Below are 26,158 nucleotides of genomic sequence, written 5' to 3'. Positions count from 1 at the left end.
GTCAACGGCGGCAACTGGAATGCCAGCGGGCAAATAACCCAGCAACGAACACAGGCGGCGCGAGCATCTCGGCGATCACTGGGGCAATCTATGTTTTGTCGCACGTCGAAGGAACAGGAACTGTCAATACCATGAATTTCGGTGCGACGGCTTATGCCAATGCGGCCCCGTCCGGCTTCGGAAATTGGTGACGCGGCATTATGCATCTTGTCTGTCCGAGCACGTTAAGCATTAATGGCCACCTCGAATTCGAGATGATGCCCAATGCTCACGCGACGCAATTTTATCCTGGCGGCGATTGTTGAGATGGGCTGGTTTCCCCTGGTATCTCCAGCCGTTGCGGCGCTCGCATGGAAACCGCTGAAGGTCGGGGGCGGCGGCTTCACGCGCGACCACGACATCGCGCCTGACGGAACGAGGGTCTGCAAGGTCGACGTCTTCGGCGCGTACATCCTCAACAAGAGTTTGCCATCGACCGGAAACGCTGGAGGCATGGGCCTCTGGCAGCAGCTATTCGCACCGGGGCGCATCCCGCTCGGCGACCCCGCCTACAGCCCCGCGACGCGCGGACGCTTCTTCGACTCCATGGGAGCGTGGGACGTTCGCATCGCGCCCAGCAACAGCGATGTCATCTACATGATGGAATGTGGGATGATGTACAAGTCCATCAACAAGGGCTTGAACTTCGTCAACCAGACCGACAACGCCGGCGGCACGTTTCCGCTACAATCGCTGAGCAATTGCAATCCGAACAGCCCCGCTGGCGGCCCCGGGCCGGCGATGGCGATCGACGACCAGAACCCCGATCATGTCTGGGTTGGCACGTTCGCAGGCATCTGGTCCACCGTCGACGGCGGCTCGCACTGGACCAAGATTAACGCGAGCAAACTGCCGCTGCCCACTGGCGGCACTTACGTCTGCGGCTTCGCCTTCGATCCGGTGTCCGCAATCGTTGGAGGGCTCCGGCAGGGTATCTATGTCTGGATCTACGGCCACGGCGTCTACCACACCAGCGACGCCGGCGCGAACTGGACGGCGCTGACCGGCAGCCCGACAAATTGCGTCCGCATTGTCGTCGACAAATTCGGCGTGGCGTGGGTGTGCGCAGATGCCAAACCACCGAACGTCTGGAACTTCACGGTCCAGAGCGGCACGCTTTTCACGCCGAACACCTGGACAAACTCGGCCGGCGTGACGACGTACTCCACCTGGTCGGTTGCCCCTGATCCGACCAGCACGACGTCTGCGACGCAGCGCGTCATCATCGCAGGCGTCAACGGCGGCCTCGCCCAGACGCTCGATGGCGGCCAGCGCTGGACTCCCGCTCAGAGCGAGCAGTTCAACCAGGTCGCGACGGACGCTCCGTGGTTGCAGACCGACGAGCGTTTCATGTCGATGAACGGCTGCATGAAGTTCGATCCGTCGATATCGAACACGCTCTGCTTTCCGGAGGGTATCGGCTATTGGGAGGCCAACCTACCTTCGATCGGCAACAGCGGCTCGTGGGGTGCTTGGACCTGGAACTCGCGGGCCGCCGGCATCGAGAGCCTGGAGACGACACAGATCATCAGCCCGCCCGGTGGCGGCATCGGTTTGGTGCAGTGGGATCGTCCTTGGTTCTTGATCACCGACAAGTCCAAGTTTCCGTCGTCCTATGGCATCTGGCCGGGTGGTCGGGCGAACAAGCATCTCGGTCAGTCCGTTATTTTCGGCGGCAACGGCGCTGACTGGGCAGCTTCCAATCCAAACTTCATCGCGCTCCTCTGTGCGGGGAGTGGCGGATCCACGGCCGGACAACAGACTGGACCGGGCTATACGACCAACGGCGGTGTGCCGGTTACGGGATGGAATTTCTTCGCGAACCAACCTCCTGGTCTCAATACCGGCTCTGGCTCTGCAGCCATGGCCGTCAGTTCGCCCACGAGCATGATGGTGGCTGCATCGTCCGGTGTGTTCGCAACCACCGATGGCGGCGCGACGCCTTGGGTGGACGCAACCCCCGCAGGCTCCCGTGGTTGGGGGAACGGCTTCTCTCAGATTAATCAGAACCTTGCCGCCGACAAGGTCACGGCGAACTACTACGTCGGCTACTCGGCGAACAAGATTTTCTGGACGGCCAACACGGGCGGGGCATGGAATACGGTAGCCAGTCCAGGCCTCAGCTTCGGCGGCAGCAACGGCTCCGGGGTGCAGTTGAAGGCCATCCCCAACAACGCCGGCCACTACTTCATCACCGGCGGCGGGTCCTTCGGTGCGAGGGTGGACAATACCAACAAATTCTCCCGCTCCAACGATGGCGGGCGCACATGGCATGACGTCTCCCAGGCTGGCTACACGGTGCGAGAAGTGTACGTCTGGGGCTACGGGAAGGCAGTCGGCCGTTACCCGACGATCTTCATCTATGGCTATGTCAACAGCGTTCTCGGCGTCTGGAAGACGGAAGACGACTGTGTCTCATGGACGAAGATCGGAGACGCCACGTTCGGCGGCATGACGTTCGACAATCCCAACTGCATGGCCGGCGACATGAACCAAGCCGGCGTCGTCTACGTTGGCTTTCTCGGTTCGGGCTATTTGCAGTTCGGCTAGCCTCTGCGATTGGGCGTTAGAGCACCGCGGCGTGCGACGCCGTGCCGACGATGACGAGTCCGATCGCCGACAGCACGGTCTGGCCGACGATCAGGCGGCGGCGATCCCGGAGATCGCCGAGCGGCACGATCAGGATCAGGCCCGACGCGTAGCCAATCTGGGTGAACGTCACCACCATGCCGATCGCAGCGGGGGCGATTCCGAGATCGCGCGCGAGAGCCCGCGGCCGGTCATGTCGGCGGCTTTCGTCAGCCGGGCTGTCGTGGTGTCATCCTTCGTCATTGTCGTCTCCGGCACGTCTATCTAGTCCTAAAATAAGACCAGTTGCATGCGGCGCTATCTAGTCTTATTTTAAGACCATCTTGGAGGGGAACGGCGAATGAAGCGGACCGGTTTTGCCGAGGCTGACTGCCCGGTGGCGCGCGCACTCGACGCCATCGGGGATGTGTGGTCGCTGCTGATCGTGCGCGATGCCTTCGACGGGCTGCGCCGGTTCGGCGATTTCCAGAAGAACCTTGGCATTGCCAAGGGCATGCTCAGCGCCCGCCTGCACAGGCTGGTGGAGCTCGGCGTGCTCGAACCGGTTCCGGCCTCCGACGGCAGCGCCTATCAGGAATATGCGCTGACGAGGAAGGGGTGCGACCTGTTTCCAGTCGTCGTCAGCCTGCGCCAATGGGGCGAAGCCAATCTTTACACCCGTGGCGAGGTGCATTCGGACCTGGTCGACCAGACAGGCCAGCCGGTCGGGAAACTCGTGCTGCCGTCGCGGGCCGGCCGTCCGCTGACATGGTCCGATACCAGGGTGAGGAAGGCCGGTGCGCGCAAGCGCTGAAGTCGCCGCCGAGTCGCAAAGCAAATTAAGTCAATAATACTTACCTATATCCGTTTGTCCATGCCCAAAGAAGGATGTGGGCGCGCGGCCCGCGCGGTTGCGGCGGCGGCCCCCGTCGCGTATTTGCTTGCCATGACAGCAGCACAGAACGCCCAGCAGTCGACGCCCTCCGTGGCCTCGGCGCATGACAAGATTCTCATCGTCGACTTCGGCAGCCAGGTGACGCAGCTGATTGCGCGTCGCGTGCGCGAGGACGGCGTCTATTGCGAGATCGTCCCGTTCAACAAGGCCGAACAGGCCTTTTTGGAGATGAAGCCGAAAGCGGTGATCCTCTCCGGCGGTCCGGAGTCGGTGCATGAGGCAGGCTCCCCCCGCGCACCGCAATTGATCTTCGCATCCGGCGTGCCGGTGCTCGGCATCTGCTACGGCCAGATGACCATGGCGGAGCAGCTCGGCGGCACCGTCGAGGGCGGCCATCACCGCGAATTCGGCCGCGCCGATGTCGAGGTGAAGGCCGGCAGCAAGCTGTTCGAGGACGTCTGGTCGCCCGGTGGCAAGAACCAGGTCTGGATGAGCCATGGCGACCGCATCACCAAGATGCCGCCGGGCTTCTCGGTGGCCGGCACTTCGCCGAATGCGCCCTTCGCAATCATCCAGGACGAGACGCGCAAATATTACGGCCTGATGTTCCACCCCGAGGTGGTGCACACGCCCGACGGCGCCAAACTGATCCGCAATTTCGTCCGCAAGATCGCAGGCCTCTCCGGCGACTGGAGCATGCGCGCCTTCCGCGAGGAAGAGATCGCAAAAATCCGCGCCCAGGTCGGCAAGGGCAAGGTGCTCTGCGGCCTTTCTGGCGGCGTCGATTCCGCGGTCGCGGCCGTGCTGATCCACGAAGCGATCGGCGACCAGCTCACCTGCGTGTTCGTCGATCACGGCATGCTGCGGCTTGATGAAGCCAAGACGGTGGTCGATCTGTTCCGCCACCACTACAACATCCCGCTCGTGCATGTGGATGCTTCGAAACAGTTTCTGGGCGAGCTCGAAGGCGTCACCGATCCCGAGACCAAGCGCAAGACCATCGGCCGTCTCTTCATCGAGGTGTTCGAGGCGGAGGCCAAGAAGATCGGCGGCGCCGACTTCCTGGCGCAAGGCACGCTCTATCCTGACGTGATCGAGAGCGTCTCCTTCACCGGCGGCCCCTCGGTGACGATCAAGTCGCACCACAATGTCGGTGGCCTGCCCGAGCGCATGAACATGAAGCTCGTCGAGCCCCTGCGCGAGCTGTTCAAGGACGAGGTGCGCAAGTTAGGGCGCGAGCTCGGCCTGCCCGAAATCTTCGTCGGCCGCCACCCGTTCCCGGGCCCCGGCCTCGCCATCCGCTGCCCCGGCGACATCACCCGCGACAAGCTCGACATCCTGCGCCAGGCCGACGCCGTCTACATCGACCAGATCCGCAAGCACGGCCTCTACGACGACATCTGGCAGGCCTTTGCCGTGCTGCTTCCGGTGAAAACAGTGGGCGTCATGGGCGACGGCCGCACCTACGACTTCGTCGTGGGCCTGCGCGCCGTCACCTCCACCGACGGCATGACCGCGGACTTCTACCAGTTCGACATGAAATTCCTGGGCGAGACCGCAACGCGCATCATCAACGAGGTGAAGGGCGTGAACAGGGTGGTGTATGACGTGACCAGCAAGCCGCCTGGGACGATTGAGTGGGAGTAGGGGGGCATCCATCTCCTCGCGGTGATATGAACAGATTGAGATGCAGCAGATTGAACCTTCCGCGCTTCACCGCAATCTGAGCGGCTATTTCGCGGGCCATCATTACGATGGCTTGTTTACAGCTTCTTTGGATCACTCGCCGACAGAGCAACTAATTGGGGAGAAATGGCATACCTCGGCGTTGATACTGTCGGCCGCGGTTGAGCATAGCGCGCTGGCACATGAGCTTGGTCAAATTGCCAACCCACTAACTCGCAAGCTCACTAAGTGGAATCGGGCGAACTCGCACTACAGAGAGCGGTTCTGTGCAAATTTGATGTCTAAACTAGACCATCATCGCGTCATGGTCTTTGCGATTTCGGCGACGGAGCCGTCGATTGCGGCGAGCGAAGAGCATTTCGTCAAAGAGCTCGGCGCCACTCAGTGCTATCGGCGGCATCTGCTCAACGGCCGCGCACGGGTATCCATAGGGCCCTTTGTGAACGCTCGAACAGGTGAGGAGCACACCGTAGAACTGGCGGGAAACCAAGCTCCCATGGTTCTATTCATCGCTCATTTTCTGAAGCGGATTCATCAAGAAGTGCATGTTGGATTGTCTGCTGATGCACCTATGTGTGTCACTTGGAATTTTCTTGCGGACAAGCCGCCTAGCGGCCCTGGAGGTGCTTTCGATCGGGCGTTGTCGATGCTGCTCGGGCTCGCCAATTCAGGCGGTTCGTTGCGGTGGGGCTATTTTCTTGAAGGCGACAAGATTGAAATCGATCTGCTTGCCGACAATATAGCTGGTCTGCTGAATGAGATTAAGCGTGTGCCACAACGGTATCCCGGGAAATTTGGAGAAACTGCCCAAAACGCCGCTGGTTTATTCTATTGGGAGAGTTGGAGGCAATAGCCGGCCGTTTGTTGACTGGCCTGCGTGTTGCGCGGTGCATAGATGGGTGGATTGCGCTTCGCTAATCCTGCCTACGGGCTAAGGCGCGCCTTACGTCTCGATAGCCGCGTTACCTACTCCCACGCGGCCACTGTCCACAAGCGGTTGAACCGAAATATGAACCCGTAAATTTGATGACAGCATGGCCGAACTGCAGAGAGATCGATTGTTAAGTGCAATCACGACGTGGATGGTTCGTCTCGAATCTTATCCCGGCTGGAAGGAATGGAAGCGTCGACATTTGGTAAGCACGCTTCATTTCGATGACCGATTGTTGATGCGCGATGAGATCGAATCTGAATTTAAATTTTCTGAAGAGATGGAGCGAGAGCATGCTGTAGTGACTAAATATCTCGGGCTTCACGAGACAATCAGCTCGCTGAAGGAGTGCGAATTTTATTTCCGGCGATATCCCTTTCGTGGGCTGCCAGTTACTCGGCATCACCACGTTACGAATGTATGCGAGATGTATTTCGGGAATTACGGTGACAGTGCATTTAAATAACGCTTGCCAAGGAAGGCTTGCGAGTTGAGTGCACTGTCACCTTAATTCGGTTAGGATTTTACTTCTCGGGCCAAATCACGTGGATCGACTACTGCTCCTTCCTGAACAAATCCTGGAAGATGAGCGGGCCCCAGACGCGGCCGCGTGCGTGCACCAGCGCGCCACCCTCGTTGAGCTTTCCCAGCTTGACGGGTGCGAACCCGAGTTGCTTGGCCAAGGCCGCCACGGGAGTGATCGCGTCCTCGTCGTCACCAGACAGAAAGACGACCCGGTGGCCGCCCTCGACGACCGGATCGGCAGCCAGTTTGGCCGCACCCAGGTGATTGAAGCCTTTCACGAGCTTGGCGCCGGTGAACGCCTTCGCGACGACAGCGGAGGACAGAAGACCGTCCAGCTCTTCTCCAAACCCGTTCGTCGCGTCGATGATCGTCTTGCCTTTCCAGCTCGGCAGGGCCTTCGCAACCTCGCGATGCTCCCCGAACGGGACCGCCAGGATGATCGTGTCGGCCGCGAGTGCATCCCGCAGCGACTTGGCGACGACCCTGGGTCCAATCGCCCGAGCCTGCGGCGCCAACGCCTCGGGCGGCCGGCGGCTCGCGACGGTCACGTCGATGTTCTTACGGGCGAAGGCATGGGCGAGGGCCTGGCCAATCTTGCCGAATCCTACAATTGCGTAGCTCATAATGCTTTCTCCGATTTTCAGATGGCCGAGAAGCCGCCGTCGACAGACAACTCCACCCCATTCACGAAGCTCGAATCGTCTGAAGCCAGAAACAGCGCGGCTGCCGCAATTTCCTCAGGACGACCCATCTTTCCCCGCGGGATCAGGGATTCGAACATCCGCTTCGCTTCCTCGGTGAGAACCTGGTCCTGCATCGGTGTGGCGATCGGCCCCGGGCTCAGCACGTTCACGCGGATATTCCTGCCCTTCAGTTCGTTGAGCCACGTGCGTGCGAATGAGCGCAACGCCGCCTTGCTCGCCGCATACACGCCGTAACCGGGAAAACCCTTCACCGATGCAACCGACCCGGTCATGAAGATCGATCCACCATCGCCAAACAGCGGCAACGCCTTCTGAACTGTAAACAGCGTGCCGCGCGTATTCAGGCCGAAGGTCGCATCGAAGTGCTGCTCGGTAATCTCGCCCAGTGGGACGCCTTCGCCCATGCCGGCGCTCGCGTACAGGACGTCGATCCTGCCCTTTTCCCGCTTGACCGTGTCGAACAGACGGTCGAGGTCGTCGAGATTGGCCGCGTCGCCGCGCACGCCGGTCACGTTCCGGCCAATCAGCTTGACGGCCTCGTCGAGCGCCTCCTGCCTCCGGCCCGTGATGAAAACATAAGCGCCTTCATCAACGAACCGCTTGGCGCTCGCCAGCGCCATGCCGCTCGATCCACCCGTGATGACTGCAACCTTACCCTCAAGCTTTCCCATAACTTCTCCTGTCGCGGTGTCGGGACAGCATCTGCCCCCGAGAGCCTCGACATAGGTCCGCCGGAGTCGGGCGTTGAGTACGAAAGCGCGCACATCGGTGGTGCAAAATCGATCCGGCTGGACCACTGACGCCAGCCGCGATGTTCGGTGTCCGCCGTTCGGAATTGGGCCGCGCTCGTCGACATAAGCTATGACGACCGCCCGTACTGCTGTACGACGCGCTAGATACGGGCTTTGGAAGGCGCACCGCGCGGTGCGGGATTGCACCATGATCGACTGGGATGACGTTCGCTACTTTCTTGCCGTCGCGCGCGGAGGCTCGGTGCGGGCTGCCGCCGAGCGTCTCGGTGTGAACCACGCGACCGTGCTGCGACGCATCGCCCAGCTCGAGGAACGCCTCGGGGTCCACATGTTCGAAAAGCTGCCTTCGGGCTACCGCCTGACGGCTGCGGGCGAGGAGGTCCTCGAGTTCGCGGACCAGATGGAAGCGTCGTCGCACCTGCTGGAGACGCGCGTCTTCGGGCGCGACCAGAGCGTGCGCGGGCTTCTGCGGGTGACGCTGGCGCCGCCCCTCGCGACACACCTGCTCATGCCGGACTTCGCCGATTTCGCGCGTCTGCATCCGGACATCGAGATGGAAATCCTGTCGTTCGGCGAGCTGGCAAATCTGACCAACCGGGAGGCCGACGTCGCGATCCGCGTCGTCTACGACCGCAAAACCCTGCCGCTCAATCTTCACGGCCTGAAGGGACCGGAGCTGTTCGGCGGCGTCTACATGTCCCGCGATCGACTGGCCGCGTGGCGTGCGGGCGCGCCTGATCCCATCCGCTGGATCGTCATCAGCATTCATGGCATTCCGGATTGGGCCAGCGAGGGTGAGGTCCGCACCACGGGTGTTCCATTCAGGACCACCGACGCCGGGGCGCAGATCGTTGCTGTACGGCAAGGGCTCGGGATCACGACACTGCCGTGCTTCGTCGGAGATGCCGATCCCCTGCTGGTGAGGGTGCCGGGCACCAACCTGCACATGTACGGAACGGTCTGGCTTCTCACACAGGGGGACACACGCAAGACGAAGCGCGTGCGGCTCTTCACGGAGTTCGTATCCCGCAGGCTCGCCGCGTACGCTCCGCTTCTCGCGGGGCTGTCCATATCGCGCGACTGACGCCCGGCAGGTCGCCGGCGAAATCTCTGGTAGGTTACAACCAGTGGGCAGGCAGGGGACCCCGCGTCCTCCTTGTTCGAAGGTAATGAGACGCGTTTAGGCAGAACGCTGCCGCAAGGCAAAGCTGCGGCAGACCCTAACAACGGGGTAGCCGGATCAGATGCAAACGACGGTCATCCCAGCACAAACGCCAGATGTGCGCCATGCTAGCCCGTGATACGACTTCTGCATCGTTCCTTCCGGAGCCCGTGTTCATGTCCGTCGCGACCGCTTCAAGCCAATCGCCTGCAACCGCCGCCGAGACCGACCCAGAAACACTTGGCTGGATGAAGGGCTTCCCGCCAGCGCCCGACCGCACCATCACCTTCCAGGACGGCTCGTTCCGCAGCTTCCCCGAGCTGCGCTGGGCCTGGAGCAACATCCGTCAGCTGGTGCCGACCGTGAACGTCTGGCGCGGGGCAGGGCCCGCGTCGCCGCTGCCGCGGGAAGACCATGACATCGGCGCGTCGGCTTCGACCACGATGGACGGCCGTCCCATGACGTTTGCGAAAATGCTGCAGGAGACATACACCGACGGCATCGCGGTGCTGCATCGGGGCAAGCTGATCTACGAGCACTATTTCGGCGCGCTGAAGCCGCACAAGCCGCATATAGCGATGTCGGTCACGAAGTCCTTCACCGGCGTGCTGGCCGGCATTCTGGTCACGGAGGGCAAGATCGATCCGCAGGCGCCTGTCACGGACTATGTGCCGGAGCTGAAGGCCAGCGCATTCGGCGATGCACGCGTGCACGAGGTCATGGATATGACCACGGGCCTCGCATACACGGAAGTCTACACCGACAGGAATTCCGCCGTGTGGGGCTTGCGGCGCGCCAACGGCATGGCGCCGATCGAGCCGGGCTACGACGGCCCGACCACCATTTTCGATTTCCTCGTGGCGCAAGCCAAGCAGGGCGAGCACGGCAAGGCCTTTGCCTACAAGACCGTCAACACCGACGTGCTCGCCTGGATCTGCCGGCGCGCGAGCGGCATGACGCTGGCCGATCTTCTGTCGGAGCGGATCTGGACTCAAATCGGCGCGGAGGAGGATGCGCATTATCACGTCGACCGCATCGGCACCGAAAGCGGCGGTGGCGGCCTGTCCACGACGCTGCGCGATCTCGCCCGCTTCGGTGAGACCATGCGCAATTACGGCCGCTTCAACGGCCGCCAGATCGTGCCGTCATCCGTCGCCGAGGACATTTCGCGCGGCGGCGATCCCCAGAAATTCAAGCCGGCCGGCTACACCACATTGCCCGGCGCATCCTACCGCAATCAGTGGTGGGTCACGCACAACGCCCACGACGCCTACATGGCGCGCGGCGTTCATGGCCAGGGCATCTACATCGATCCCAAGGCCGAGATGGTGATCGCGCGCTACGCCTCGCATCCGATCGCGGGGAACGCCGCCAACGACCCTGTGACGCTGCCGGCCTACATGGCGCTGGCGAAGGAGTTGATGGGGGGCGGGTAGCCTGCTTGTAGGATGGGTAGAGCGCAGCGAAACCCCATCCGTTCGCCGAGCGCGATGGGTTTTGCTGTGCTCTACCCATCCTACGAGCTTATCTGCCCAGCGCCATTGCGATGCGCGAGGCGAGAAGCTTGACGATGAAGCTGGGGGGATAGCTTCGGTAGCTTGGCACGTCGCCGGAAAGCACAACGCCATCCGGTTTGAATTTTGTGCAGATCCGCGCCTGCAGGGGCGGGAGTTCTCCGTGAAATCGCGCTCTGTAGGCTGAGACCCAGTGCGGACCTCTATCGAAATTCACGAACATCGCCGAATTGCAACACGTCGCGACAACCCTGTTGGTCGGCGAACTGTCCTTGAGTTTATGCGGCCTCAGCAGTTCGGCTCCCCTGGAGCATTCGAACCGGTCTTTTCGATAGAGCGCATAGGCCGTCCCGCCGTCGGGATCGCGCACGGCGGGAGCGCTCGGCAGAGCCTCGATCTGAGCTGCTCCCTTCTGGCAGTCGTTGCAATAGCAGGCCGCGCTGACGATCGGCTTGCCGAACGCCTTGAGCTCGACGCTGCCGCAGGAGCAGGTTGCGATCATGGTGGAGGAGATGGTCATTTGTTGGCGATCACCCTACGAATTCCGCGCCATCTTCTCAAACTTCTTGATCAGCCGCTCCCGCTTCAACCGCGACAGCCGCTGAATCCAGAACATCCCATCGAGCTGATCTATCTCATGCTGATGACAGACAGCACGCAGGCCGTCGGACTCTTCCGTCTGCCTCTTGCCGTCGATATCCCAATAGCTGATCCGCACCCGCGCGTGGCGCTGGACCTCGTCGTTGACGCCGGGCATCGAGACGCTGCCTTCACGATGCATGATCATCTCGGGCGAGGCCCATGCGATCTCCGGATTGACGTAAGTGCGCACGCCGTCCTCGGCGTCGAGCTCGAGCACGACGACGCGCAACGGCACGCCGATATGCGGCGCCGTGATGCCGATGCCGGGCGCGGCGCGCATCGTCTCCAGCAGATCCGCAGCAAGTTCACACAGCGCGCCGTCGAATGCGGTCACGGGCCGTGCCTGGATCGCGAGCCGGCGATCGGGATACCGGACGATGGGGCGAATGGTCATGTTCGCTCCTAGCACTCACAGGAGAGTGAAGCACTCGCTGTTGACGTCCTACCAACTGGAAGGTAGTCAATGGTCATGACCAACGTCTCCTCGACTGCCGACGACATTCTGGCCTGCGCGCGCACTCTGATCATTGCGGGCGGCTACAACGGCTTCAGTTATGCCGACGTGGCCGAGGTGGTCGGAATACGCAAACCGAGTATCCACCACCATTTCGCCAGCAAGGTCGACCTGGTTCGCACGCTCGTGTCGCGATACCGCGAGGAAGCCCAGGCGGGGCTGTCGGCGCTCGAGCGCAATATCCCGGACCCGCGCGATCAGCTCAAAAACTATCTCGCGTATTGGGAGGGGTGCATCACCGATGCGACGGCGCCCTTCTGCGTGTGCGCGCTTCTTGCCAGCGAGCTTCCGATATTGCCTGAGGAAGTGGCACTCGAAGTCCGGGCTCACTTCCGCTCGCTCGCTTCGTGGCTGACCTCGGTGATGGAACGCGGCAAGCGGAAGGGGCGGCTAAAGCTCTCAGGCACAGCCCGAGTCGAGGCTGAGGGATTCATGGCGACTATTCACGGTGCGATGTTGTCGGCGCGTGCCTATGGCGATCCCAAAATGTTCGGTGTGATCACCACGCCGCTTCTGGATCGGCTATCCACCAAGCCCTGAAACATTGGCGAGACCATCACGACACTCCGCAGGCGCTGGGGTGAGGGCATCTCGCTGCGCGCAGAAAGTACCAACTAGTAGGCAAAGGAGACTGTGGTGACGCATTATCAACTGGATCTCGTTCGTGCCGATCGCGAGCGTTGGCTGAAGTCTTACTACTTCATCCGAGCGGCGTTCTCCGTCGCCTGGGTCGTGGCTGCGTTTGTCCTCGCTCCGTCTTCTGCGGTGATCGCCGGAGCCTTGCTCGTCCTCTATCCGGCATGGGACGCCGCGGCCAACTTCGCGGACGCGCGCCGCAGCGGCGGGCTCAAGCAAAGCCGCACGCAAGCGCTGAACGTTGTGGTCAGTCTGGTGACCACCGTCGCGGTCCTCATTGCCTTGCAGATGAGTATGAACCGGGTGCTCGGCGTCTTCGGTGCCTGGGCGATTCTATCAGGATTGCTCCAGTTAGGGACGGCAATCCGGCGCTGGAAGAGTTTTGGTGCGCAGTGGGCCATGGTGCTCAGCGGTGGTCAGTCAGCCCTGGCCGGCGGCTTCTTCATCGTTCAGGCTTCGACGCCCGCCGTTCCGTCGATCGCAAATGTTGCGGGTTATGCTGCGGTCGGCGCGCTCTACTTTCTGGTCTCGGCGATCTGGCTCACCGTCAGCGCGTGGCGTCAGCACGCCAGGCGGGCTCAGCTGGGGTGACGATGCGATGGCGTAGGCGGGATGATGACATCGTGCCGGTGTTTTGCCCGACGAGTCAAATCGCGGCTCGGCATCGTCAATGACGGGCGTCGTAAGTCATTGATCCCGCGGGTGCCGGCTACTTTGCATGGGGTTGTTTTCGAGCTTTTTGCAGGGGGGCACCTCTGAATTTGCCCCGGATCGAGAAGCAGGACTGGCGAATTAGCCCTCCGGATAGGGCGTGCCGTCCTTGTGCACGAACCGGCCGTCGGAATTCGCGCTCATCATGTCGATGTCGGAGCAGGTGGTGAGATCGTCGGGCGCGCGCGAGCCGACTTCGAGATAGACGGCCATCGCATCCGACCGGTTGATCATGTGATGGCCGTTGCCAGTACCCTTCGGGAAGGCGGCGCAATCGCCGGCGCGCAGCACCGTCTCACCGTCGTCCTCGATCAGAGTCAGCTCGCCTTCGAGCACATGGACGAACTCGTCCTCATGCGAGTGCCAGTGCCGCTGGCTCGACCAGTTGCCCGGCGGCAGGTGCATGAGGTTGACGCCGAAATCTTTCAGGCCCCCGGCATTGCCGAGCCGCTTGCGAATGCGCTCGGCGCAAGGGGCGTCGAATGGCGCGGGATAACCGGAGCCCTTGCGGGCCGGCACGGCGGCGATGTCGATCTTTGGCATGTGAGCATTCCGTTCGTGGTGGCCGGGGCGAGGTCGCTTCGTGGGGCGCATCTTCCGTTTGTATGCCGGATTTCGCGGCTACAATGATCCGCCCGAAACGACTATGCTGCAAGCTGAAAGCCAGATCGTTGAATCGCTGCAGGTGCTCTCGAACGTTCTCAAACGTAAGGCCATCTACACTTACTTCAGCCGATCGGCGATGGAGAAGGGCCTTGCCTATCAAGCGCAGGGCCGCGTCTCTGCAGTGAAGGTCAGCGACGACCTGACGCATGTCAGCGCCCAGGCTTGCCGCCACGGCTCGCCAGTCAGTTCCTGTCGGCGCCTTCCATTCCTCGCGCGCAAGTCGAGGAAGTGTCACGCCGCTTGAGCCAGCAACTTCCCGAGCTTCACCATGGCTTGCTGCCTGCGCCCGCGCCGCCTGGCGAAGAGCCACATTGTGGTTCTCGAAGCTCTCCTCAGGATGCGGCAGGCGTGCTGCGATCCGGCGCTCCTGAAACTCGATGACGGGGTCGAACGGCCGTCGGCCAAGCTCGACCGCCTGATCGAGATAGTGCGGGAACTGTTGAGCGAGGGGCGGAAGATCATCGTGTTCTCGCAATTCGCCTCCATGCTCGACTTGATCAGGAAGCGCTTCGACGACGATGGCTTGCGCTACAGCATGCTCACCGGAGAGACCAAGGACCGCAAGACGGCGATAGAAGCCTTTCAGAACGGTTCGGCGGAGGTCTTCCTCGTCAGCCTGAAGGCTGGCGGGGTGGGCCTCAACCTGACCGCGGCTGATACGGTCGTCATTTTCGATCCCTGGTGGAATCCGGCTGTCGAGGAACAGGCCATCGATCGTGCCTATCGGATCGGACAGGACAAGGCCGTTTTCGTCGACAGGCTGGTGGCCGCCGGTACGATCGCGGAAAAGATGGACGAGCTCAAGGCCAGAAAACGTGCTCTCGCCGATAGCCTGTTTGATCGGGATGGCCGGATCGGGTCGGCTCTCACGGAGGATGACGTCAAGGCTCTGTTCGAGGTGTAGCGAGGTCGGTCGGGGCGGCGTCCGAAAAAAATGATCCAATGCATTGGTCGAGGCTGTCGGTCCCCGCTGTTCCCATTCGTCTTTCACCCAGACAGACCTGACGGGAGACCAAAATGACCCCTTCCTCTTATCGCTGGGTGATCGTCGCCGCCGGCGGCTTGCTTGGCTGCGTCGCGATTGGCGGCATGTTTTCGCTGCCGGTGTTCCTGCAGCCGATCGCCAAGGACACCGGCTGGTCGGTGACCGGCATCTCCAGCGCGATGACGATCGGCTTTCTGGCGATGGCCTTCACCAGCATGGCCTGGGGCACGGCGACCGACCGGTTCGGGCCGCTGCCCGTGGTGCTGACGGGATCGACGGTGCTGGCGCTCAGCCTGTTCGCCGCGAGCCATGCGACCTCGCTCATTGCGTTCCAGTTCGTCTTCGGGCTGCTGGTCGGTGCCTCCTGTGCGGCGATCTTCGCGCCGATGATGGCGACCGTGACCGGCTGGTTCGACACCCATCGCAGCCTCGCGGTGTCGCTGGTGTCGGCCGGCATGGGCATGGCGCCGATGACGATGGCGCCGCTCGCGGCCTGGCTCGTCTCCAGGCACGACTGGCGCACCTCGATGCAGATCGTCGCGCTGGTGGTTGGCGCCATCATGATCCCGGTGTCGCTGCTGGTGCGCCGCCCGCCGGCACTGGCACACACGCCAGTCGCGCCGTCAGGCGAGGGCGCTCCGCAAGCCGAGATGTCGATGGGCGAGGCGCTTCGCTCGCCGCAATTCCTGATCCTGCTCGCGACCAATTTCTTCTGCTGCGCCACCCATTCCGGCCCGATCATCCACACCGTCAGCTATGCCGTGAGCTGCGGCATTCCGCTGATCGCGGCGGTGACGATCTACAGCGTCGAGGGCCTTGCGGGCCTCGGCGGCCGCATCGCCTTCGGTCTGATGGGCGACCGGTTTGGCGCCAAGCGCGTGCTGGTCTCAGGGCTGCTCGCGCAGGCCTTTGGCGCGCTCGCCTACGTCTTCGCGCATGAGCTCGCGACGTTCTATACGGTCGCCGCTGTCTTCGGCTTCATCTATGCCGGCACCATGCCGCTTTATGCGGTGCTGGCCCGCGAGAACTTTCCGCTCAAGATGATGGGCACGGTGATCGGTGGCACGGCCATGGCCGGCAGCCTCGGCATGGCGACCGGCCCGCTCGCCGGCGGGCTGATCTACGACGCGTTCTCGAGCTACGCCTGGCTCTATATCGGCTCCTGGGCGATGGGCCTCGGCGCGTTCCTGATGGCGATGAACTTCCGTCCGTTCGCGAAACGGGAGGCCGATGCGGCGCCGGCAACGGCGTGAGGCAGATTTTCCGAGGCGCAGCGCTAGAGCTGCGCCTCGATCGCCGCCTTGTCGATCACCGACCACACCTGCCAGATCTTTCCATCGCGAAATTCGTAGAACACGTTCTCGCAAAAGGAGACGCGCCGGCCGTTCACGGGGAGCCCCAGAAATTGTCCGACCGGCGTGCAATCGAACTTCAGCCGGCAGGCGACGTGCGGTGGAACAGAGATCATCAGCACGATGTTGAAATGAAGATCCGGTATCTCGCGAAAATCCCGCTCCAGCATCGCGCGATAGCCGGACAGCCCGAGCGGTCGTGTGTTGTGGGCGACGTCATCATGAACGAACTGTCCGAGCGCGGTCCAGCCCTGCCGGTTCAGGCAGGCGATGTAGTTGCGGTAGATATCGGCGAGGTCGTCCCTGGTCATGGCTGTCTCCTGATGCTGCGAGAGTAACGCAGCATCCGGCGAATTCGGCATTCTACTCAGAGCCGCTTCTCGAAGAACAGATCCGGGTAGGGGTCGTCGTTGAAGCGGGGGATCTCGCTCCAGCCCGTGGTACGGTAGAGCTGGCCGGCTTCGGGCAACGCGCTGTTGGTGTCGAGCCGGAGCACCGCAATGCCGAGCTCGTGCGCTGCGCGCTCGGTCGCGTCCATCAGGCGCCGGCCGAGGCCGAGCCCGCGCGCGGAAGGGGCAACCCACAGCCGCTTGATCTCCGCATAGCCATGGTTCGTTCCCTTCAGACCGACGCATCCGATCGGCAGCGTGTCCGACATCGCCACGATGAACGTCCCGCGCGGCCGGCGCATGTCCTTCGCGTCGGGATCGCGCGACAGCGAGACATCAAAGCCCTGTTTGAAGCGGCGGCCGAGCTCGGCGTAGTATTCGCCGAGGCAGTAGCGGGACTCATCGCTGCGCGGATCCATCTCGTCCAGCGCGATGCGCTCGCGCGTCAGTGCGGAGGCGATCAGGTCCATCGCCGCCAGCAGCGCCTCGCGCTGCGCGTGCCGGGTGAGAAAGCCTTCGGCCTGCGTGTTCGACAGCGCCTCATAGGCGGAAAATTCGCGCCGGCCAGCGCGCGTCAGCCGGGCGACGCGACGCCGCGCATCGTCCTCATGCGCCGTTGTCTCGACCAGGCCTTCGTCCTCGAGGCTGCGCAAGAGGCGGCTCATCAGCCCGGAATCGAGGCCGAGATAGTCACGGATCTCCGCCACATCCGAACACCCATGCCCGATCGCATTGAGCACGCGCGCAGCCCCAAGCGGCCGCCCGCGCCCGAGGAACGAGGTATCGAGCGCACCGACGGCGGAGGTCACGGCACGGTTGAAGCGGCGGACGCGGGAGACGGGATCGAGCATATGTCTGACTTTAGTCAGATATATGCCTCTGTCAATTGTCTGGAAACGGCTTTGCGAGCAGTCGTGTTCCTCGCCTCGATGCCATGAAGGTCGCTGAATGGGCCGCAGTGGATTTCGTCGCGAAGTCGGTTATGTCGGGATTGAGCACGGGCTAATATGGAGCACAATCCGGATCGCCTGCCAGACCGAAAGCCGACAATGACATCTGCAACAGCCCGCAACTCCGCGCCGCGCAAACAAGCCAAGCTGTCCCGGGCACACGCGCCTACCGACCTGACGCCGGTCGAGTGGCAACGCGGACTGCGCCGTCAGTTCGGCCGCGAGCAATCGTACTTGCTGGAAAATCTGGGTGCCGATCCATTCTTCTCGGAGTTCAGGGTCAGCAATCCGGCCTCGAAATCAAGCTACCGCGTGGCGATTCGTGGCTTCGGACCCGGCGGCAATTTCTGTTCGTGTCGGGACTACGCCACTAACGAGCTTGGGACCTGCAAGCATCTCGAGTTTACGCTTGCCCAATTGGAGCGGAGGCGTGGCGCCAAGGCGGCGTTCGCGCGCGGCTATCGGCCGGCGTTTTCCGAGCTCTATCTGAGCAATCAGGGGCGGCGCAGCGTGCATTTTCGTGCCGGCACCGACTGCCCGCCCCAATTGCAGAAGGCCGCGGCGCGTCTATTCGACCTGGAGTGCGATGGCTTGCTGTCGGACGATCGTCTCGGTGAACTCGACGATTTCGTCCACCTGGTCTCAAAGAGCGGTCATGAGCTGCGCGCCTACGACGATGCGCTCGACTTCGTTGCGGGACGGCGGGATGCCGACCGACGCGCGGCGAAGCTCGGCCAGTTGTTTCCACGCGGCGCGGCCGATCCCAAGCTGCGGGGGCTGCTGAAGATACCGCTGTATCCCTATCAGGCCGAAGGTGCACTTTTTGCCGTACGCACCGGCCGTGCGCTGATTGGCGACGACATGGGATTGGGCAAGACCATCCAGGCGATCGCTGCGACGGAGATCCTCGCCGGTCACTTCGGCGTGTCCAGAGTCCTGGTCGTTTGTCCGACCTCGCTCAAGTACCAGTGGCAGAGCGAGCTGGCGCGGTTCTCGGGGCGGCGGGACAAACACGCGGCGCGCGTCATCTACGGTGGCCGCCCGCAACGGAAGAAGGATTACGCGCTCGACGATTTCTGCAAGATCACGAATTACGAGAAGCTCCAGCCCGATCTCGATCTGATCGCCGGCTGGTCGCCGGAACTGGTCATCGTCGATGAGGCCCAGCGCGTCAAGAACTGGAATACGGTTGCCGCGCGCGCCCTGAAGCGCATCGACAGTCCATACGCGATCGTCCTCACCGGAACGCCGCTGGAGAACAAGCTCGAGGAACTAATCTCGATCGTTCAGTTCGTCGATCAGCATCGCTTGGGTCCGACCTGGAAGCTCTTGCATGATCACCAGGTCAAGGACGAGGGCGGCCGTGTCACCGGCTATCGGGCACTGGACAGGATCGGCGAGACCTTGGCCCCCGTCATGATCCGCCGGCGAAAGTCCGAGGTGCTGCGGCAACTCCCGAGCCGCACCGACCAGAATGTGTTGGTACCGATGACCGAGCCGCAGATGGACTATCATCGGGAAAATTCCGATCACGTGGCAAAGATCGTGCATCGGTGGCGCAAGTCCAGATTTCTGTCCGACAGGGATCAGCGTCAGCTGATGTGCGCCCTTCAGAACATGCGAATGTCCTGCAACAGCACTTATTTGCTGGACCAGGAGACCGACCATGGCATCAAGGCCGACGAAGTTGCGGCGCTGCTCGACCAGCTATTCGCCGAGCCGGACGCCAAGGCTGTAATGTTCTCACAGTGGACGCGGACCCACGACATCGTCATCCGCCGCCTGGAGGCGCGCGGGATCGGTTATGTCAGTTTCCATGGCGGCGTGCCGTCGGAGAAGCGGCCGGAGCTGATCCAGCGTTTCCGGGACGACCCAACCTGTCGTGTTTTCCTGTCGACGGACGCCGGCAGCACGGGTCTCAATCTCCAGCACGCTTCGACGCTGGTGAACATGGACCTGCCGTGGAATCCCGCCGTGCTCGAGCAGCGCATCGCCCGCATCCATCGCCTCGGCCAGATACGTCCGGTCCAAATCATCAATTTCGTCGCTAAGGGGACCATCGAGGAAGGCATGCTGTCGGTCCTGGCTTTCAAACGCTCTCTGGCGGAAGGCATTCTCGACGGCGGCAGCAACGAGGTCTCGCTGGGCGGGTCGCGGCTGACCCGCTTCATGAAGGATGTCGAGAGTGTCACCGGGAGCATGGGAAGCGGCGAGGTGGTCACGACGGCGGAGGAGGCAGGGCCGGTCAATGGCACCGGCGCACTCAACGGCCCGGACGTTCTCGCAAGCGAGGCGTCGTCGCAAGCCGCTCCAGAAGACGCGTCGGCAGCTCACGATGCAGGCTCCGATCCGTGGCAGGCCCTTGTCAAGATGGGTGCGCTGTTCTTCGGCGCCGTCGTGGATTCCAGCTCGCCAAGTCATTCCTGGATCGAACGCGACCCGACCAACGGCTCACAAAGCCTCAGGGTTCCTCTCCCGTCTCCGGAGATCGCAGACCGGCTAGCGGACATACTCTCCGCGTTGGCCACGACTTTGCGCCGCGGGCAGCTTGACGCGCCACGTTAGCATTGGAAAACTGCGGGGCAGGGCGCTGCGATCCAAGGAGATATCGTGAGGCGTTCGGAGATCGCGGAACAAGACCGTTTCATGCTGCTTCGGCAGCGTGAATTCAGAATTGCTGCTGACGTCGTCGCGGACGCTTGGATGTCCTTCCCCAGCGTGCGGGCCGTTGCCGTGATCGGCTCGGTCGCGAAGGCGCTCTGGAAAGAGGTTCCGCGATTTTCGGAGTTTCGGCGGAAGGGCATCGAGGTCTGGCATGAGTGCCGCGACCTCGATCTGGCGCTTTGGATCGATTCGCAGGAGCAACTCAGCGCGTTGCGCCGCGCGCCGCGGCCCGGGCGCTACGAGCGGCCTACGAGCAAGGAGCTGGTACCAGCGTCGTCAGCCAGCAGCTCGATATATTCCTGATCGAGCCGGGCACCGACCGGTATCTCGGCCGGCTCTGCGGGTTCAAGGACTGTCCGAACGTCAAACGGGATTGCGCAACGCCGGGCTGTGGCGCGATCCGGTTCAACAAAGTCATTGCCGACTTCACGCCCCGGACAGATCTTCTGGAACCGGCCACTCATGCGATGTTGTATGAACGTGGCAAAGGTCGACTGCGTTCTGCTCTCGAACTTCCCGTTGTCGAAGGGAGTCTTCCGAACTCTCGCAGCTCGAAGGAGAAGCGCTGAGCAAGACGCGCGGCGCTTCTGCCGATTAAGGTCGGAGGCAGCGTCCGCCTCCGACGCGATCTGAAAGATGAACTCGCCTTCGCTTTCGACAGCGCGGCCTGCGGCACCTTGATGTTGGCAAAGGGCATGGTTGAGTCTCCGTGAATGCGACGGCCGAATTGTTCCGTGGCTCCGGTGCACGAGATAGCCGATCGCGTGAGCCGGATAATCCGGCGGCCCTTGCCATCACCTGTCGGCTATGTTGAACAATCCGGCATGGACCGCTTCGAGACCATGCGCCTGTTCGTCCGCCTCGTGGAAAGGCGCAGCTTTACGGCTGCGGCAGCCGATCTGGGACTGCCGCGCTCGACGGCGAGCGAAGTCTTGCGCGGCCTCGAGGCGCATCTCGGCGTGCGCCTGCTCGAGCGCACCACACGGCATGTCACGGCCACGCTCGACGGCGAGGAATATTATCGCCGCTGTGTCTCGATCCTGTCGGAGGTGGAGGAGGCGGAAAGCGCGATGCGCGACGCCCAGCCGCGCGGCCTGTTGCGGGTCGATGCGCATCCGCTGCTGACGCGCACCTTCATCCTGCCAAAGCTGCCGGAATTCCTGGCACGCCATACGCTGATGGAGTTGCAGATCGGGCAGGGCGATCGCTTGGTCGACCTCGTGCGCGAAGGCGTCGATTGCGTTATCCGCGCCGGCCAGCCCGATGACAGCGGCATGATCCAGCGTCGCCTCGGCATGGTTGCGGAAGTCACGGTGGCGAGCCCGACCTACCTCGCCACGCACGGCACGCCCGCAACACCGGATGCGCTCGAGGGGCACCAGATGGTCGGCTTCATCTCGTCGCGGACCGGTGACGTGCTGCCGCTGGAGTTTTCGGCTGGCGGCGCCTTGCGCGAGATCGTGCTGCCGAGCCGGATCCGGGTGAACAATTCCGACACGATGGCGGATCTGGCGCGGCTCGGCTTCGGCCTGGTGCAGGCGCCGCGCTATCGCTTTGAAGAAGATCTCGCCAGCGGCGCGCTGGTCGAGGTGCTGCCCGACCATCCGCCGTCGCCGACGCCGCTGTCGGCGCTTTATCCGCAAAACCGCCAGCTCACGCTGCGCCTGCGCGTCTTTCTCGACTGGATCGGCCGCATCTTTGCCGAAGCGAAGCTCTAGTCGAGCCCCAGCGCCTTGCGCGATTTGCGCGTGAGCTTCGCCACGATCAGCGCATGAGCCTGCGCCAGATAGCCGGTGAGCTCCGCATCGGGCAGGGCGTTGTTGCTCACGAGTTGCACCCATTTGACGCGCGCCAGATAGGGCGCCGGCCGTGCGACACCGTGCTCGATCAGCATCGCATAGGCCATGTCCGAGGTCTTGAACATGTAGCCTGCGGCAAAGCCGCCGCCGAGCGCGAACATCTTGCCGCCGACCTTGAACACGGACGTGCCCTCCCACTGCACCACCTTGGTGGCGGCGGGGAAGCGAAGGCAACGCGCTTCAAAGGTCTTGGGCGTCATCCCAGAGCGATAGCACGGCGCGCCGGGCTTGCAATGTCCTAGCGCCCCAGCGCGGTGAAGGCGGCGATGGTGCGGTCGACCGCGCCCTCGTCGATATGGCGGTGGGTGACGAGCCGCAACTGGCCGGCGCCGCTCGCCTGCACCAGAATGCCCTGTTGCTTCATGCCCTCGGCCCATGCGGCGGCGTCGCGCCGGCTCGCGGAGACGTCGATGCGCAGAATGTTGGTCTGCACGTGATCGGGATCGGCGAGCGCCGGGTCGAGCCAGGTCAGCGCGCCGGCCAGTTGCTTTGCCACCGCATGATCGTCGCGCAGCCGTTCGATCATTGTCTCCAGCGCCACCAGGCCCGCAGCCGCAACGATGCCGGCCTGGCGCATCGTGCCGCCGACCAGCTTGCGCAAGCCGCGCGCCTTCGCGATGAATTCGCCGGAGCCGCAGAGCAGGCTGCCGACCGGGGCACTCAGGCCCTTGGACACGCAAAACATCACGCTGTCGGCATGCTCCGCGACGCGCGCCGCCGGCACGCCGAGTGCGACGGATGCATTGAACAGGCGCGCGCCGTCGAGGTGCACGGCAATCCCGTTGGCCTGCGCGAGTGCATGAATCTGCGCCATATGCGCAAGGGGCAGCACGGCGCCGCCGGCGCCGTTATGCGTCGTCTCCATCGCGATCAGGCCGGGCCGGCCGGAGGCGCCGGAGGTCCGGATCACTTCCGCAAGCGCGGTCTCATCCAATGCGCCGCGATGGCCCGGTACGGGCTTCGGCACCAGTCCCGCGATCCGCGTGACGCTGCCGATCTCGGAGTTGAGGAGATGCGCACCGCGATCGGCAACGATCGCCGCGCCGGGCTCGGCATGGGCGAGCAGCGCCAGCAGATTTCCCATCGTGCCGCTCGGCACGAACAGCCCAGCCTCCTTGCCGGTCAATTCGGCGCTGCGCGCCTCGAGCTCACGAACGGTCGGGTCACCCTCGCGGCCGTCGTCGCCGAGCGGGGCGCGCTGCATGCGCTCCAGCATCAGCTCGGTCGGACGCGTGACGGTGTCGCTGCGCAGGTCAATATAGGACTGGTCGATCACCATCACGCGTCCTGCACGCGCAATGCGGTCGTCGCCGGCTGCACCTCGTCCACCAGCTCGGTGCCGGCGAACCGCTCGACCAGCTTCACCGCGACCGTGTTGCCGAACACGTTGATCGCGGTGCGGCCCATGTCGAGGAAGGCGTCGACGCCGGCGATGATCGCGAGCGCCTCGATCGGCAGCCCGATCGCGGATAGCACCATGGCGATGGCGACGAGCCCGCCGGAGGGGACGTTGGCGCTGCCCTTGCTCGCGATGGTCGTGACCATGACGATGGTGAATAGCGTCGACCAGGTCAGCGTCACGCCATAGGCTTCCGCCAGGAAGGTGACGGCGAGCGCGAAATACATGATGGCGCCGTCGCGGTTGAAGGCGTAGCCGAGCGGCAACACCACCGAGACGATGCGCTCGGAGGCGCCCATCGCCCGCAGCTTTTCCATGTGCAGCGGCAGCGTCACTTCCGAGGAACGGGTGGAGAAGGCCAGGATCATCGGCTCCATCACCGCGCGCGTGACGGCAATCGGCTTCTCGCCGATCGCTAGCAGCATCAGCCAGAAGACCACGACCATGATCGCAAGCCCGAGATACATCACGGCGACGAGCTTTGCGAGCGCAACGACGGTCGCGAGCCCCTGGGTTGCGAACAGCCACGCCATGACCGCGAAGATGGCAATTGGCGCGAGGTTGGTGATCCATCGCGTGATCTTGAACATCGCGGCGATCACGGCCTCCAGCACGGCGATCATGGGCTTGCCGACCGTGCCGACCGACGCCACCGCGAGGCCGAACAGGATGGCGAAAACGAGCGTCGGCAAAATCTTCTGCTCGGCCATCGCGGCGACGACGTTGGAGGGGATCATGTCCATGAAGAACTTGATCCAGTCGACCGACACCGCGAGATTTTGCGGCACCTTGCCGGTCGCAGCCAGCGGCGCGCCGGCGCCGGGATGGAAGGCGGCGTTAAGGAGCAGGCCGATGACGATCGAGATCACGGTCGCGACGTAGAAATAGCCGAGGCTGATCGCGGCGATGCGGCCGAGCACGTTGAGCTCGCGCCCCATCCGGTAGATGCCGAGCGTGACCGAGGTGAACACGATGGGGATGACGATCATCTTCACCGCTTCGACGAACGCGGTGCCGATCGGGCGCAGGCTCGCGCCGAAATCCGGCCAGATCAGCCCGACGCCGAGGCCGAGGGCCAGGCCGAGCAGCATCTGAAACACGAGTGGCAATTGGAACAACGGCCTGATGACTCGCCAGCTCATGCCTGATGATCTCCTTGTCCGGGATATTGCGTGCGGAATGCGCCGAGCGCGCTCAGGCGCGCCTCGAAGGCCGACGACAGGTGCCGCCACATGCGCTGCTGCGCGGCGTCGGCGTCGCCCGCTTCGATCGCGGCGTAGATGTCGAGATGTTCGGTGACCGCCTGACGCGTCCGGTCGACGCTGTATTGTCGTATCTTCTGGAGCGCGAGGCCGCTCTGCGCGCGCAGATTGTCGTAGGCCTGTGCAAGCCGGTCGTTGCCGGTTGCGCGGAACATGTCGTCGTGGAAGGCCCAGCCGACATGCTGCGCCTCCTCGATATCGAGAGTGGGTTGCAACTGGATCCTGCGCAGCTCTTCCGCGCAATGTCGCAGCGGCTCGGTCGGTCCATGCGTCGCCGCGAGATAGGCCGCCATGCCTTCGAGCGCGAGCCGCAATTCGTGGATCTCGCGCAGGTCATCGAACGACATCTGCCGCACGAACGTGCCGCGCATCGGATGGATGATGAGCAGGCCGTCCTTGGCGAGCGCCCTCAGCGCCTCGCGGACCGGCGTCCGTCCCAGCGCCAGCCGGCTCGACAGGCTGCGTTCGGAGAGCGGCTCGTCGGGAGCGAATTCGCCGGAGATGACGAGGTCCCGGAGCAGGGTGTAGGCGCGGTCGCGGTCGAGGGCGGTGGTGGGCATAGCTGACATACCAGCGACATGTCAGATGGATGTCAAGCCTGGACCGGATTTCGCAATGGAATGGGGTGATTAGGGGCAGTCACGGCCTCGTGTCTTGCATCCGTTATCTCAAAACGTATCTTACGATATATCTTTCAATGGAGACGTACGATAATGTTCCACAAGAATCGAGACCACAGGGATTTTCGAATGGCGTTCTTTGCCATGGGCCGGCACGGCGGGCGGCATCGCTTCGGCCGCGGCGGGCATGGCTTTTTCGGGCGCGGCGGCGACGACTTTCCGGGCGCGCGGCGGCTGTCCTCGCAGGACCTCCAGCTCGTGATCCTGGCGCTGCTCGCCGAGAACCCGGCGCATGGCTATGAGTTGATCAAGATCATCGAGGAGCGCTCCGACGGCTTCTACACGCCGAGCCCCGGCGTGATCTATCCGGCGCTGACCTATCTCGAAGAGGTCGGCCACAGCAGCGTCGAGCAGGATGGCGGCCGAAAGCTCTACAGCATCACGCCGCAGGGCGAGGCGTATCTCGCCGAGCAGCGCACCACGGCGGACGCGATCCTTCAGGCGCTGTCGCGGATCGGCCGTCGCATGGATGAGGTGCGCGAGGCCTTTGCCGGCGTCAGCGATCTCGACGCGGATGCTTCCGATGAGTTGCACCGGGCTCGCCACAATCTCAAGCGCGCGCTGCGTGCGAAGCACGGCAGCGATTCCGCCGAAGCGCGCCGGATCGCCGGGATTCTGGACCGCGCCGCCACGGAAATCCTTGGCAAGTGAACGGACTGCAAAGGAAGCAAGA

Annotated in this window: 25 protein-coding genes and 3 pseudogenes; 16 read left to right on the top strand and 12 right to left on the bottom strand. The window is 63.2% G+C overall.

Annotated elements, in window-relative coordinates; all coding sequences use genetic code 11:
- The first annotated feature begins 264 nt into the window (after positions 1 to 264).
- Positions 265 to 2,589 (top strand): WD40/YVTN/BNR-like repeat-containing protein, encoded by a 2,325-nt coding sequence (locus ABIB73_RS03900; RefSeq protein WP_354221591.1) that lies wholly within the window; start codon positions 265 to 267, stop codon positions 2,587 to 2,589.
- Between the two features lie 19 nt (positions 2,590 to 2,608).
- Here the strand turns inward: ABIB73_RS03900 and ABIB73_RS03895 are convergent.
- Positions 2,609 to 2,809 (bottom strand): annotated as a pseudogene (locus ABIB73_RS03895) (MFS transporter); the annotation flags it as partial.
- Between the two features lie 159 nt (positions 2,810 to 2,968).
- On the opposite strand from ABIB73_RS03895, the gene ABIB73_RS03890 reads away from it, so the two are divergent.
- From ABIB73_RS03890 to ABIB73_RS03875, 4 genes are all read left to right on the top strand, one after another.
- Positions 2,969 to 3,421, top strand: a complete 453-nt coding sequence (locus ABIB73_RS03890; RefSeq protein ID WP_354221589.1) for a winged helix-turn-helix transcriptional regulator — start codon at positions 2,969 to 2,971, stop codon at positions 3,419 to 3,421.
- A 132-nt stretch (positions 3,422 to 3,553) separates the two neighbouring features.
- Positions 3,554 to 5,149 carry a glutamine-hydrolyzing GMP synthase gene (guaA, locus tag ABIB73_RS03885; RefSeq protein WP_354221587.1) on the top strand — a complete coding sequence of 532 codons (1,596 nt, stop codon included), beginning with the start codon at positions 3,554 to 3,556 and terminating at the stop codon, positions 5,147 to 5,149.
- Between the two features lie 40 nt (positions 5,150 to 5,189).
- Positions 5,190 to 6,041 carry a hypothetical protein gene (locus tag ABIB73_RS03880; RefSeq protein ID WP_354221585.1) on the top strand — a complete coding sequence of 284 codons (852 nt, stop codon included), beginning with the start codon at positions 5,190 to 5,192 and terminating at the stop codon, positions 6,039 to 6,041.
- Positions 6,042 to 6,222: 181 nt separating this feature from the next.
- On the top strand, positions 6,223 to 6,585 hold the full coding sequence (locus ABIB73_RS03875) for a hypothetical protein (protein WP_354221583.1): 363 nt from the start codon (positions 6,223 to 6,225) through the stop codon (positions 6,583 to 6,585).
- Positions 6,586 to 6,673: 88 nt separating this feature from the next.
- On the opposite strand, the gene ABIB73_RS03870 is transcribed toward ABIB73_RS03875, so the two are convergent.
- Positions 6,674 to 7,267 (bottom strand): NADPH-dependent F420 reductase, encoded by a 594-nt coding sequence (locus ABIB73_RS03870; RefSeq protein ID WP_354221581.1) that lies wholly within the window; start codon positions 7,265 to 7,267, stop codon positions 6,674 to 6,676.
- Positions 7,268 to 7,284: 17 nt separating this feature from the next.
- The gene (locus tag ABIB73_RS03865; RefSeq protein ID WP_354221579.1) at positions 7,285 to 8,019 is read right to left on the bottom strand and encodes an SDR family NAD(P)-dependent oxidoreductase; all 735 of its coding nucleotides are present in this window, start codon (positions 8,017 to 8,019) and stop codon (positions 7,285 to 7,287) included.
- A 268-nt stretch (positions 8,020 to 8,287) separates the two neighbouring features.
- On the opposite strand from ABIB73_RS03865, the gene ABIB73_RS03860 reads away from it, so the two are divergent.
- Both ABIB73_RS03860 and ABIB73_RS03855 read left to right on the top strand, forming a co-directional pair.
- On the top strand, positions 8,288 to 9,184 hold the full coding sequence (locus ABIB73_RS03860; protein ID WP_354221577.1) for a LysR family transcriptional regulator: 897 nt from the start codon (positions 8,288 to 8,290) through the stop codon (positions 9,182 to 9,184).
- 254 nt (positions 9,185 to 9,438) lie between these two features.
- Complete coding sequence (locus ABIB73_RS03855; RefSeq protein WP_354221575.1) at positions 9,439 to 10,698, top strand: serine hydrolase domain-containing protein; 1,260 nt, start codon at positions 9,439 to 9,441, stop codon at positions 10,696 to 10,698.
- An 88-nt stretch (positions 10,699 to 10,786) separates the two neighbouring features.
- On the opposite strand, the gene ABIB73_RS03850 is transcribed toward ABIB73_RS03855, so the two are convergent.
- Positions 10,787 to 11,296, bottom strand: coding sequence for a GFA family protein (locus ABIB73_RS03850; protein ID WP_354221574.1), 510 nt, complete (start codon positions 11,294 to 11,296; stop codon positions 10,787 to 10,789).
- 15 nt (positions 11,297 to 11,311) lie between these two features.
- The gene (locus ABIB73_RS03845) at positions 11,312 to 11,812 is read right to left on the bottom strand and encodes a peptide deformylase (RefSeq protein ID WP_354221572.1); all 501 of its coding nucleotides are present in this window, start codon (positions 11,810 to 11,812) and stop codon (positions 11,312 to 11,314) included.
- 75 nt (positions 11,813 to 11,887) lie between these two features.
- Between ABIB73_RS03845 and ABIB73_RS03840 the strand changes: the two genes are divergently transcribed.
- Positions 11,888 to 12,472 (top strand): TetR/AcrR family transcriptional regulator, encoded by a 585-nt coding sequence (locus ABIB73_RS03840; protein ID WP_354222553.1) that lies wholly within the window; start codon positions 11,888 to 11,890, stop codon positions 12,470 to 12,472.
- A gap of 96 nt (positions 12,473 to 12,568) precedes the next feature.
- Positions 12,569 to 13,159, top strand: coding sequence for a DUF308 domain-containing protein (locus tag ABIB73_RS03835; RefSeq protein ID WP_354221570.1), 591 nt, complete (start codon positions 12,569 to 12,571; stop codon positions 13,157 to 13,159).
- Positions 13,160 to 13,360: 201 nt separating this feature from the next.
- Here the strand turns inward: ABIB73_RS03835 and ABIB73_RS03830 are convergent, their stop codons facing one another.
- The gene (locus tag ABIB73_RS03830; protein WP_354221568.1) at positions 13,361 to 13,822 is read right to left on the bottom strand and encodes a cupin domain-containing protein; all 462 of its coding nucleotides are present in this window, start codon (positions 13,820 to 13,822) and stop codon (positions 13,361 to 13,363) included.
- A gap of 40 nt (positions 13,823 to 13,862) precedes the next feature.
- On the opposite strand from ABIB73_RS03830, the gene ABIB73_RS03825 reads away from it, so the two are divergent.
- The 3 genes and pseudogenes from ABIB73_RS03825 (at position 13,863) to ABIB73_RS03815 (ending at position 16,183) form a co-directional block, all read left to right on the top strand.
- Positions 13,863 to 14,189, top strand: coding sequence for a hypothetical protein (locus ABIB73_RS03825; protein ID WP_354221566.1), 327 nt, complete (start codon positions 13,863 to 13,865; stop codon positions 14,187 to 14,189).
- A 45-nt stretch (positions 14,190 to 14,234) separates the two neighbouring features.
- Positions 14,235 to 14,849, top strand: a pseudogene (locus tag ABIB73_RS03820) (DEAD/DEAH box helicase); the annotation flags it as partial.
- A gap of 113 nt (positions 14,850 to 14,962) precedes the next feature.
- Positions 14,963 to 16,183 (top strand): MFS transporter, encoded by a 1,221-nt coding sequence (locus ABIB73_RS03815; protein ID WP_354221564.1) that lies wholly within the window; start codon positions 14,963 to 14,965, stop codon positions 16,181 to 16,183.
- Positions 16,184 to 16,206: 23 nt separating this feature from the next.
- Here the strand turns inward: ABIB73_RS03815 and ABIB73_RS03810 are convergent, their stop codons facing one another.
- Together ABIB73_RS03810 and ABIB73_RS03805 are read right to left on the bottom strand one after the other, a co-directional pair.
- Entirely contained in the window at positions 16,207 to 16,593 is a 387-nt protein-coding gene (locus tag ABIB73_RS03810) for an ester cyclase (protein ID WP_354221562.1), read from the bottom strand.
- A gap of 56 nt (positions 16,594 to 16,649) precedes the next feature.
- Positions 16,650 to 17,522 (bottom strand): GNAT family N-acetyltransferase, encoded by an 873-nt coding sequence (locus tag ABIB73_RS03805; RefSeq protein WP_354221560.1) that lies wholly within the window; start codon positions 17,520 to 17,522, stop codon positions 16,650 to 16,652.
- A gap of 198 nt (positions 17,523 to 17,720) precedes the next feature.
- Between ABIB73_RS03805 and ABIB73_RS03800 the strand changes: the two genes are divergently transcribed.
- The 3 genes and pseudogenes from ABIB73_RS03800 to ABIB73_RS03790 all read left to right on the top strand — a co-directional run bounded on the left by ABIB73_RS03800 (position 17,721) and on the right by ABIB73_RS03790 (position 22,003).
- The gene (locus tag ABIB73_RS03800; RefSeq protein WP_354221558.1) at positions 17,721 to 20,186 is read left to right on the top strand and encodes a DEAD/DEAH box helicase; all 2,466 of its coding nucleotides are present in this window, start codon (positions 17,721 to 17,723) and stop codon (positions 20,184 to 20,186) included.
- Positions 20,187 to 20,231: 45 nt separating this feature from the next.
- Positions 20,232 to 20,854: pseudogene (locus ABIB73_RS37550) on the top strand (hypothetical protein).
- Positions 20,855 to 21,109: 255 nt separating this feature from the next.
- Complete coding sequence (locus ABIB73_RS03790; RefSeq protein ID WP_354222551.1) at positions 21,110 to 22,003, top strand: LysR family transcriptional regulator; 894 nt, start codon at positions 21,110 to 21,112, stop codon at positions 22,001 to 22,003.
- Here ABIB73_RS03790 and ABIB73_RS03785 read toward each other — a convergent pair.
- From ABIB73_RS03785 to ABIB73_RS03770, 4 genes are read right to left on the bottom strand one after another with little or no spacing between them, the layout of a single operon-like run.
- Positions 22,000 to 22,344: an MmcQ/YjbR family DNA-binding protein gene (locus tag ABIB73_RS03785; protein WP_354221554.1), complete on the bottom strand. Its 345-nt coding sequence runs from the start codon at positions 22,342 to 22,344 to the stop codon at positions 22,000 to 22,002. The two genes, ABIB73_RS03790 and ABIB73_RS03785, sit on opposite strands and share 4 nt — an antisense overlap.
- A gap of 38 nt (positions 22,345 to 22,382) precedes the next feature.
- A complete protein-coding gene (locus ABIB73_RS03780; protein WP_354221552.1) occupies positions 22,383 to 23,423 on the bottom strand; it encodes a GntG family PLP-dependent aldolase in 1,041 nt (346 codons plus the stop codon).
- Positions 23,423 to 24,685 (bottom strand): dicarboxylate/amino acid:cation symporter, encoded by a 1,263-nt coding sequence (locus tag ABIB73_RS03775; RefSeq protein ID WP_354221550.1) that lies wholly within the window; start codon positions 24,683 to 24,685, stop codon positions 23,423 to 23,425. Before ABIB73_RS03775 ends, ABIB73_RS03780 begins: the two co-directional genes overlap by 1 nt.
- Entirely contained in the window at positions 24,682 to 25,365 is a 684-nt protein-coding gene (locus tag ABIB73_RS03770; protein ID WP_354221548.1) for a GntR family transcriptional regulator, read from the bottom strand. The genes ABIB73_RS03775 and ABIB73_RS03770 overlap by 4 nt, the downstream gene beginning before the upstream one ends.
- Before the next feature lie 189 nt (positions 25,366 to 25,554).
- On the opposite strand from ABIB73_RS03770, the gene ABIB73_RS03765 reads away from it, so the two are divergent.
- On the top strand, positions 25,555 to 26,136 hold the full coding sequence (locus ABIB73_RS03765) for a PadR family transcriptional regulator (protein WP_354221546.1): 582 nt from the start codon (positions 25,555 to 25,557) through the stop codon (positions 26,134 to 26,136).
- Positions 26,137 to 26,158 lie beyond the last annotated feature (22 nt).

Origin of the sequence: Bradyrhizobium sp. F1.4.3 (genome assembly GCF_040548375.1) — a bacterium.
Taxonomy (GTDB): domain Bacteria; phylum Pseudomonadota; class Alphaproteobacteria; order Rhizobiales; family Xanthobacteraceae; genus Bradyrhizobium.
This window is presented reverse-complemented; position numbering and strand designations above follow the sequence as displayed.